Below are 9,260 nucleotides of genomic sequence, written 5' to 3' on the forward strand. Positions count from 1 at the left end.
CCGTACGGGACGCGGCACCGGCCCAGTCGTGCGGCTACAGGGCGTTCAGCAGCCGGTCGACATCGGCGTCCGTGTTGTACAGGTGGAAGGCGGTCCGCAGGTGGCCCGCCCGGTCGGAGACCATGATCCCGGCCCGGTCCAGCTCCTCCTGCCGCCCCCCGAGGCCGGGCACCGAGACGATCGCCGACCCCGGCGCGGGCACCGGCTCGTGGCCCAGCCTCCGCAGGCCCGCCCGGAACCGGTCGGCGAGCGCGAGGTCGTGGGCGTGCACGGCGGCCACCCCCAGTTCCTCGATCAGCGCGAGGGAGTGCCGGGCGCCGGCGTAGGAGAACAGTGCCGGGCTCTCGTCGAACCGCCGCGCGGACCGGGCGAGTTCCCCGACCGGCCCGTACGTGCTGTCCCAGGGGTGCTCCCCCGCCACCCAGCCCGCGAACAGGGGGGTGAGACCGCCGAGGTCCTCGGGGACGACGAGGAACGCGATGCCGCGCGGGCCGAGCAGCCACTTGAAGCCGACGCTGACGACGAAGTCGTGGCCGTCCGCGGCCAGTGGCAGCCAGCCCGCGGACTGGGAGGCGTCCACGAGGGTGCGCGCCCCGTGCGACCGGGCGGCCTCGGCCAGCGCGGCCAGGTCGGCGACCCGGCCGTCGGCGGACTGCACCGCGCTGACGGCGGCCAGGGCGGTCTCCGGCCCCACCGACTCGGCGAGCCGCTCCAGCGGAACGGCCCGCACCTTCAGGTCGCCGCGCACGTGGAAGGGATTGACCAGGGAACTGAAGTCCCCCTCCGCGGTGACCACTTCGGCGCCCGCGGGCAGCGCGGCCGCGATCAGCCCGCTGTACACGGCGACGGACGCCCCGGCCGCGACCCGGTCGGCGCCGACCCCGGCCAGCCGGGCGAAGGCGGCCCGGCTCGCCTCCACGTCGGCGAACATGTCGGCCGGCTCCCCGGCCGCCACGGACGCCACCGCGTCCCGCATCGCGACCACACTGCGGGCGGGCAGCAGCCCGGTACTGGCGGTGTTGAGATAGGTGCTCTTCGGACGGAACTCGGCGCGGACGAGGCTCTCGAAGGTCTCCATGCCCCTTACTGTGCGGCCCCGAGGGCGCCCCGTCCATCGGGTTTCACCGCCGCGCAGCCGTCGGGCCCGCAGCCCTCGACCGGTTGGACGCCCAAGGCGCCGTAGGCCCGGTCCAGGACGAAGAACGGCACGCCCCGCGCGCCGAGCCGCGCGGCCTCCCGCACGTCGGCCCGTACGTCGTCGGCGTGGGCACCGGGATCGGCGAGCACCGCGCGGGCGCCGTCGGCGTCCAGCCCGGCGGCTCCGCCGCGTGGGCGCGAGTACCCCGACGCACCCGCACCCGCACCCGCACCCGCACCCGCACCCGCACCCGCACCCGCACCCGCACCCGCAGAACTACCGCTCCAGCCGCCCGTTGAACCGCCGAGGCAGCCCCAGCTCGTTCGCGTCCCGCAACTCCGCCGGCAGCAGCGCCTCCGGCGTGTTCTGGTACACCACCGGCCGCAGCCACCGCTCGATCGCCGTCCCGCCCACCGACGTGGACGTCGACGTGGTCGCCGGGTACGGCCCCCCGTGATGCTGCGCCGGCGCCACCGCGACCCCGGTCGGCCAGGCATTCACCAGCACCCGCCCGGCCAGCGGCGTCAGCTCCGCCAGGATCTCCCTGCCCCGCCCCTCGCCGGCCGCCTCCGCGGCGGACAGGTGCACCGTCGCCGTCAGGTTGCCCGGCAGCCGGGACAGCACGGCCTCGGCCTCGGCCTGGTCCGCGTAGCGCACCACGACGGTGACCGGCCCGAAGCACTCCTCCAGGAGCAGGTCGTAGGCGCCCTCCTGGGCCAGCTTGCCGGCCGGCACCGTGAGGAACCCGGGGCTGACGGTGTGCTCGCCGCCCGCGCCCGGCGTCACCGGGGACTCGACGTCCGGCAGTTCGGTGCGCTCGGCGACACCGGCCAGGAAGTTGTCCCGCATCCGGTGGTCGAGCAGCACACCGGCGTCGGTGTCGCTGACCGCCTCGGTGAGCGACTTGACGAGCTGGTCGCCGGCCGCGCCGGCGGGGGCGAGGACCAGGCCGGGCTTGACGCAGAACTGCCCGACGCCCATCGTCATCGACCCGGCCAGCCCGGTACCGATCGCCTCGGGGCGCTCGGCCGCCGCGGCCTCGGTGATGACGACCGGGTTGAGGGAGCCCAGCTCGCCGTGGAAGGGGATCGGCACCGGGCGGGCCGCCGCCGCGTCGAACAGCGCCCGGCCGCCGCGCACCGAGCCGGTGAACCCGGCCGCCGTGACCAGCGGGTGCCGGACCAGTTCGACACCGGCCTCGAAGCCGTGCACCAGACCCAGCACCCCCGCGGGGATGTCGTGCCGGGCGGCGGCCCGCCGCAGCACCGAGGCGACCAGCTCGGACAGCGCCGGGTGGTCGGGGTGGGCCTTGACCACGACCGGGCAGCCGGCCGCCAGCGCGCTCGCGGTGTCGCCGCCGGGCACGGAGAAGGCGAAGGGGAAGTTGGAGGCCGAGTAGACGGCGACCACGCCGAGCGGCACCTTGTAACGGCGCAGGTCCGGGATGGGCGGGGTCGCGGTGTCGTCGGGGTGGTCGATGACGACACCGAGGAACTCACCCTCGTCGACGATCTTCGCGAAGGCCCGCAGCTGATAACACGTACGGGCCAGCTCACCGCCCAGCCGGACCGGCCCGAGCGCCGTCTCGGCGTCCGCGACCTCGACCAGGCTCTCCTTGGCCGCCTCCAGCTCGTCGGCGGCGGTACGCAGGAAGGCGGCGCGCACGGCGCGGTCGGCGAGCGACTCGCGCGCGGCGTGCGCGGCGCGCACCGCGGCGTCCACCTCCTGGGCCGTCGCCTCCACCGCGACCTGTTCCCGCTGCTTCCCGGTACGGGGGTCGACGCTCCAGACTGGTGCTGCTGCCACCGCGGGTCCCTCCAGATCTAGGGACGTTCGATATACTGAACGCTGTCTCCATGGATGAATACGTCGGGAGACTATTTCCCGTCCGACGAAGGGGTCAAGGCCGATGCCGACAGCCGAGACAGGCGGCGGAGCGCAGGTCAAGTCCGCGGTGCGGACCGTCGAGCTGCTGGAGTACTTCGCCGGGCGCCCCGGCATGCACTCGCTCGCCTCGGTCCAGGAGGCCGTCGGCTATCCGAAGTCCAGCCTCTACATGCTGCTGCGCACCCTGGTCGACCTCGGCTGGGTGGAGACGGACGCGACCGGCACCCGGTACGGCATCGGAGTCCGGGCGCTGCTGGTCGGTACGTCCTACATCGACGGCGACGAGGTCGTCGCGGCGGCCCGCCCCACCCTGGACCGCCTCTCCGACGACACCACCGAGACCATCCACCTCGCCCGCCTGGACGGCACCAACGTGGTGTACCTGGCCACCCGCCAGTCCCAGCACTACCTGCGCCCCTTCACCCGGGTCGGCCGCCGCCTGCCCGCCCACTCCACCTCCCTCGGCAAGGCGCTGCTGAGCACATACACCGACGAGCAGGTCCGCAAGCTGCTGCCCGAGACCCTGCCGGCGCTGACCGAGCACACGATCACCGACCGGGAACAGCTCATCGAGGAACTGCGGCAGATCCGCGACCAGGGCTTCGCCGTGGACCGCGAGGAGAACACGCTGGGCCTGCGCTGCTTCGGCGTGGCCATCCCGTACCGCACCCCGGCCCGGGACGCGATCAGCTGCTCGGTGCCGGTGGCCCGGCTCACCCCGGCCCACGAGCAGCTGGTCAAGGACGCCCTGTTCGACGCCCGCGACCGGCTGACGCTGGCCACCCGGAGGCTCTGACATGAGACGGAGGTGAGAAACCGGGAGGAAACCGAGCGGGAGGGAACACTCGGGAACGATCCCCTCCCGCCCTTCGTCATCCAGAGCGGGATGAACAAGACGATCAGGCGCGCGTCGGTCTTCACGCTGCTCCTGGTGTTCGCACTGCTGCTGCGAGCCACCTGGGTGCAGTTCTACGAGGGCCAGGCGCTCGCGGACGACACGGACAACCGGCGCAACGCGATCCAGACGTACGCGGGGCCGCTCGGGAACATCATCGTGGCCGGCGAGGCGGTCACCGGATCGGCGCGGACGGAGGGCAGCGACCTCGCCTACAAACGGACGTACACGGACGGCGAGCTGTACGCGGCGGTGACGGGCTACGCCTCACAGGCGTACGCACCCACGCAGTTGGAGGGCATCTACGAGGACCTCCTCAACGGCACCGACCCGCAGCTGAAGACGGTGCTGGACACCGTCACCGACCAGCGGGCCGACCCGGGCAACGTGATCACGACGATCGACCCGGCCGTGCAGAAGGCCGGGTACGAGGCGCTGGGCGACAACAAGGGCGCGGCCGTCGCGCTGGACCCCAAGACGGGGAAGATCCTCGGAGTCGTCTCCACCCCGTCGTACGACCCGACGTCGCTCACCGACGCCAACACGGCCGGTACGGCGTGGAAGAAGCTGAACGCGGACGACGACAAGCCACTCACGAACCGCGCGCTGCGCCAGCCGTTGCCACCGGGCTCGACGTTCAAGCTGGTGGTGGCGTCGGCCGCCTTGGAGGACGGTCTCTACTCCTCGGTCGACGAGAAAACCGACAGCCCCGACCCCTACACCCTCCCCGGAACCGTCACCCCCCTCTCCAACGAGAACCCGAACGCCCCCTGCGAGAACGCCACCATCCGCGTGGCGCTCCAGTACTCCTGCAACAACGTCTTCGGCAAGATGGCCGTCGACCTGGGCCAGGACAAGGTGCGGGCGATGGCGGAGAAGTTCGGCTTCAACGACGACGAGCAGGACGTGCCGGTACGGGCGTACACCAGCGTGTACCCGTCCGACATGGACGAGGCGCAGACGGGCCTGTCCGGCATCGGCCAGTTCGACGTGACCGCGACCCCGCTGCAGATGGCGATGGTCTCGGCCGCCCTGGCCAACGACGGCAAGCTGGTCTCCCCGCACATGGTGTCGCAGACCACCGACAGCGGCGGCGACGTGCTGGAGGACTACGACGAGGACGCCTCCACCGAGCGGATCGTCAGCTCCGCCACCGCCGAGCAGCTCCAGTCGGCGATGCAGACGGTGGTCGAGGACGGCACCGGTTCCAACGCGCAGATCGACGGCGCGACGGTGGGCGGCAAGACCGGCACCGCACAGCACGGCGAGAACAACAGCAAGACGCCGTACGCCTGGTTCACGTCCTACGCCACCGATGACTCCACCGGCGAGCAGGTCGCCGTCGCGGTCATGGTCGAACAGTCCGACGCGGCCCGCTCGGAGGTCAGCGGCAACGGCCTGGCGGCCCCGGTGGCGAAGGCGATGATGGAAGCGGCACTGGACGACTGACCGGCTAACCCCGCAACTTGAGAAGCTGAGCGTCGAGCAGGGCGTCGGGGACATCGGGCGTACCACTGAGGTAGGCGACGGTGTCCCCGACCCGCAGCACGAAGGCCCGCCGGTCACCCGCCTTGAGCCCGACGGCCTGATCGGTCCCGTCAGGAGCGGGCGCGGCCGTCACCTTCTCAAACTCCCGCCGCTCACCGTCGACCGTTCCCCGGAACCCCTCCACACAGCCGTCGAAGGCAACCCCGATCGCGTCAAGGGCACCGGCAGCCTCACCGCCCTCATACTCGGCAACCACGACACGCACCACGGCCCCCTCCCCCGACGCATCCCGCACCACGACGGACGCGCGCTCGCCGACGACCGCACCGGCCAGCGCACGGCCGAGCGGAGCACAGACCTCCACCTCGACGCCGACCTCGGCCGGCTTCCCCTGGCCCACCGTGAACCCGTCCACATCCGCCCCACCGAGCACAGCACCGCCCGCACCACCCGGCCGCGCGGAAACACTCGGCTTCAGCAAATCCTGCGCGGAGTCACCACCACCGGCCACCACATCACACGCGGCCAGCACCACGCACAGGGCGACAACGACCCCACCACGCCCTACCCGCCGCACATCCCCCACCGTCGCGCTCCGCTCAACTAGACCGTGTACACCACGGGCCACCCGTGTCCCCCGCGAACTACCGCCTCACCGCGAACTGCCCCTCGGGCAGCCGCAATGAGCACAGTTCGGACGGTCTGTGACCATGGGGCAGAGGTACCGTCCAGGTGTCCCCGCAGAACGGAGTCCGCCGTGCCGCCGAGCAACGAGGAACACACCGGCTACCGGATCGCACGCGTCCGGAAGCAACGGGGTCTGACGCAGCAGGGACTGGCGATACGGGCCCACCTGTCGAAGTCCCTCGTCTCCAAGGTCGAGTGCGGACAGAAGCCCGCGTCTCCCGCTCTGGTCGCGGCCTGTGCCCGTGCGCTGGGTGTCTCCACGTCCGAGCTGCTGGGACAGCCCTATGCCGAGGATTTGCGCCGTGACCGGATAGACGCACTGATCCAGCCGATCCGCGAGGCGCTGGAGAACTGGGACATCGCTCTGGACTGGGCGACGGCCCCACGCCCAGCCCTGTTGATCTGGTCGGACGTCCAGCGTGCGCTGAGACAGCGCCGTCAGGCGCAGTACACGGACATGGTGCGGGTACTGCCCGTGCTGATCGACGAGTCGGTACAGGCGGCGCACACCAGCGCCCGGGAGGAACAGCGGCTGGCCTACGAATGTCTGGCGGAGACGTTCCGGTGTGTGTTCACCGTGGCGTGGAAGTTCGGCTTCCTCGATCTGGCGACCGTCGCGCTCGACCGGCTCGCCTGGACCGCACCGCGCGCCGACGAGCCCGGGCTGGCCGCCATGCATGCCGTCCTGCGGGCGCAGACCACGATGTCGTCGGGGCGGTACGACGTGGGTCTGCGGGTCGTCGACAGGGCTCAGCGGGACCTTGACGGCCAGCAGTCACGCCGCCCTGGGGGCATTGAGGCGATGCAGGGCATGCTCCACCTGCGCGCCGCGACCATCGCGGGTCGTATGAAGGACGGGGACCAAGCCGACGCCCGCCTGGCCGAGGCTCGTGCGCTTGCCCAGGCCACGGGCGAGTTGCCCGACTTCGGCGTCACCTGGGGGCCGGTGAACGTCGCAGTGCATGCCGTGGCGATCGCCTCGGACGCCGACGACTTCGGGCGCGCGATCGAACTGGCCGAGAACGTACACATCCCCCGCGACTGGACCCGCTCCCGAGCCGGGCATCACTGGATGGACCTGGCACGCGCGCACGCCTGGTCCGACCACCCGGAGCAGGCCCTGGACTGCCTGCACCGCGCCCGCCGGATCGCACCGCAGCAGACGCGTTACCACCCGACGGTGCGGGATACGGTGCTGGCGCTCAAGCGACGCGACCGAGCCCGAAACAGCTCGCTGTCCCAGTACGCGGAATGGGTCGGCATCTAGCAGCCCCAGACGCCAGGCAGTTGCACAGTTCGGTGCAACTGCCTGGCAGCACCAGTCGGCATGCTGATCCTCGTCAGCAGCTCCGGGACCGAGCGAACGGCTCCGGGGTGTGGTCAACCTGATGGGAGCGTCGACATGCCGCACGGCACCGCCCACCACGCCCCTGCGAGTAACCTCCGCATGCGCGATGCGGAAGCGACAGCATGCTGAGCCCAGGGGGTGACTTGCGCCTCCTGCCCTGGGCGGGCCCCGAAGGCAAACCGTGTTATCTGTCCAGCGACGGAACAGGCTTCATGGCACGCCTCGCCGACCAGGCGGAGGCGGAGCAACTCGACCTGGCCGGCGAACTGATCGAGGAGTCACAGCGGGTCCTCGCCGACCGTGCGTGGCCGCCCGGTGAACTGCACCTCCTGACAGTCCAACTGACCGAGGCGCTGACCAACACCCACCGCATTGCGGTGAGCCGCGGCGCACGCCTGCCCTTGCTCACTTTTGAGGACGCCGAGGTCTGCGATGGCAGGAACGAGAGCGACGTGTAATCGCCGTTCAAGTGCTGGCGTAGGAGCGAGTCACCATCGGCCGACACCAGAAGATGCGGCAACCGGCCTCAGACTCGGTCCCGGCACACCCCATGCCCTAGACCCACCTGGAACAGACGGTGCGCACTTCCTCCGCTGCCTCCAGCCGCAGCACACGCCGAAAGCAACATCCACAGCACAAATGATCCACCAGTGACCGTCCTCGATCACGATAATAGTCGTCCGCGCCTCGGAGCAGTGGCGATTAGTCCTTTCATATACCAACACGTCAACGAGGCCACGGATCCAACCCTGGATCGGAGTGTAGACACACCAAGGGGCGGTCCGCGCAAACAGCCAATTCCAAGGCGCTTTCGAGGGTATCGCCCATTTCCCAGATCCATCCTAGACCGGCTGCCACAATCCTGCCTCCTGCCTCTACGAAGACACTTGAATAGCTGAGCCATTCGCCGACCGGGAAATAGCGACCGCCCAAAGCTTCCTCGATCTCGGCAGCCAGACCGCGCTGCCCCGCACCGGCAGCGATCGGGTCGAGATTGAAGGGCTCGTCATTACTGAAGTTTGGGCCCGCTCGATTGACCGGCTCAATAGCCAGCCCTCCCACCGTGCCAAGGATTTCCATGGCCTGCGCATTGGGCACATACCCTTCTTGCCGCAAGGAGTCGACCCATGGGTCGACGATCACCTGCCGCTGCGGGTACCAGCCAGAGTTGCGAAGCGCCTGCAACAAATCAGGGCACAATAGGTCAGTACGGATCATGGAAGCTAACCGATGCCGAGATGTTTCTGCAACCGGTCACAGCGACCACAGGGTTCAGCTGGCTCACCGTGCCCAGTCGTGTTCGACGTAGGCATAGAGTTATTCTTTGATTTCACCGTTCTCATTGTACCGCCCCTGATGGCCGCGGCTCCTTCGGCCGCTTGCGCCTGGATAAGGCAGTGCACTTCGGCACAGCCTCCATGGTGACCGACTTCTTCCAGGGCGTCCGCCAAGGGGCCATCGGCCGTCTCACCGTGCTTATTACGCCCGTAGTACTTTTGCCCTGATGGAGACGTGTACTCTGAAACGAACTTCACACCCGGCTCGTTACGGATAGCACTGGCATGCTCCACCAAGGGATCGTCATTACCACCGGTGCCGCAGTTGTGGACGAGTACCGGCGTCGCCCCCGCCAGCACATAGTACGTGTGCTGCGCGGCCCCTCTCTATCTGCGTATTCGCAGATCAGCGGTGGTTTCGGGTTCCGCTGGTGTCCGTGGTTGTGCGGGGGAATCCGTGGGTGTTGCCGCTGAGGTTGAAAGGTTGGGGTGACAGCGGGCGTTGGCGGTGCTACATCCTCGTCATGAGGTATGCGGATG

At 69.9% G+C, this 9,260-nt stretch carries 8 protein-coding genes and 1 pseudogene; 4 read left to right on the forward strand and 5 right to left on the reverse strand.

Annotated features, from left to right (window positions below; translation table 11 throughout):
* Window positions 1–34: 34 nt before the first annotated feature.
* The 3 genes and pseudogenes from ACTT8P_RS37135 to ACTT8P_RS37145 all read right to left on the reverse strand — a co-directional run bounded on the left by ACTT8P_RS37135 (window position 35) and on the right by ACTT8P_RS37145 (window position 2,944).
* Complete coding sequence (locus ACTT8P_RS37135) at window positions 35–1,078, reverse strand: aminotransferase class V-fold PLP-dependent enzyme (RefSeq protein ID WP_442836209.1); 1,044 nt, start codon at window positions 1,076–1,078, stop codon at window positions 35–37.
* A gap of 5 nt (window positions 1,079–1,083) precedes the next feature.
* Window positions 1,084–1,320: pseudogene (locus tag ACTT8P_RS37140) on the reverse strand (DsbA family oxidoreductase); the annotation flags it as partial.
* Between the two features lie 94 nt (window positions 1,321–1,414).
* Entirely contained in the window at window positions 1,415–2,944 is a 1,530-nt protein-coding gene (locus tag ACTT8P_RS37145; RefSeq protein WP_442836210.1) for an aldehyde dehydrogenase (NADP(+)), read from the reverse strand.
* A gap of 103 nt (window positions 2,945–3,047) precedes the next feature.
* Between ACTT8P_RS37145 and ACTT8P_RS37150 the strand changes: the two genes are divergently transcribed.
* Window positions 3,048–3,821 carry an IclR family transcriptional regulator gene (locus ACTT8P_RS37150; protein ID WP_442836211.1) on the forward strand — a complete coding sequence of 258 codons (774 nt, stop codon included), beginning with the start codon at window positions 3,048–3,050 and terminating at the stop codon, window positions 3,819–3,821.
* A gap of 90 nt (window positions 3,822–3,911) precedes the next feature.
* Window positions 3,912–5,369 (forward strand): peptidoglycan D,D-transpeptidase FtsI family protein, encoded by a 1,458-nt coding sequence (locus ACTT8P_RS37155; protein ID WP_442836212.1) that lies wholly within the window; start codon window positions 3,912–3,914, stop codon window positions 5,367–5,369.
* A gap of 4 nt (window positions 5,370–5,373) precedes the next feature.
* On the opposite strand, the gene ACTT8P_RS37160 is transcribed toward ACTT8P_RS37155, so the two are convergent.
* Window positions 5,374–5,943 carry a hypothetical protein gene (locus ACTT8P_RS37160; RefSeq protein ID WP_442836213.1) on the reverse strand — a complete coding sequence of 190 codons (570 nt, stop codon included), beginning with the start codon at window positions 5,941–5,943 and terminating at the stop codon, window positions 5,374–5,376.
* Between the two features lie 222 nt (window positions 5,944–6,165).
* On the opposite strand from ACTT8P_RS37160, the gene ACTT8P_RS37165 reads away from it, so the two are divergent.
* Together ACTT8P_RS37165 and ACTT8P_RS37170 are read left to right on the forward strand one after the other, a co-directional pair.
* Window positions 6,166–7,362 (forward strand): helix-turn-helix domain-containing protein, encoded by a 1,197-nt coding sequence (locus ACTT8P_RS37165; protein ID WP_442836214.1) that lies wholly within the window; start codon window positions 6,166–6,168, stop codon window positions 7,360–7,362.
* Between the two features lie 293 nt (window positions 7,363–7,655).
* Window positions 7,656–7,901, forward strand: a complete 246-nt coding sequence (locus ACTT8P_RS37170; protein WP_442836215.1) for a hypothetical protein — start codon at window positions 7,656–7,658, stop codon at window positions 7,899–7,901.
* Between the two features lie 268 nt (window positions 7,902–8,169).
* On the opposite strand, the gene ACTT8P_RS37175 is transcribed toward ACTT8P_RS37170, so the two are convergent.
* On the reverse strand, window positions 8,170–8,661 hold the full coding sequence (locus ACTT8P_RS37175; RefSeq protein ID WP_442836216.1) for an SUKH-3 domain-containing protein: 492 nt from the start codon (window positions 8,659–8,661) through the stop codon (window positions 8,170–8,172).
* Between the last annotated feature and the right edge of the window lie 599 nt (window positions 8,662–9,260).

Origin of the sequence: Streptomyces sp. JW3, from assembly GCF_052216785.1 — a bacterium.
Classification (GTDB): Bacteria; Actinomycetota; Actinomycetes; order Streptomycetales; family Streptomycetaceae; genus Streptomyces.

Bases quoted from the DNA above. Each gene is read 5' to 3' on its own strand.
- ACTT8P_RS37135 (WP_442836209.1), bottom strand. From the start codon at position 1,078: ATGGAGACCTTCGAGAGCCTCGTCCGCGCCGAGTTCCGTCCGAAGAGC.
- ACTT8P_RS37150 (WP_442836211.1), top strand. From the start codon at position 3,048: ATGCCGACAGCCGAGACAGGCGGCGGAGCGCAGGTCAAGTCCGCGGTG.
- ACTT8P_RS37155 (WP_442836212.1), top strand. From the start codon at position 3,912: ATGAACAAGACGATCAGGCGCGCGTCGGTCTTCACGCTGCTCCTGGTG.
- ACTT8P_RS37170 (WP_442836215.1), top strand. From the start codon at position 7,656: ATGGCACGCCTCGCCGACCAGGCGGAGGCGGAGCAACTCGACCTGGCC.
- ACTT8P_RS37175 (WP_442836216.1), bottom strand. From the start codon at position 8,661: ATGATCCGTACTGACCTATTGTGCCCTGATTTGTTGCAGGCGCTTCGC.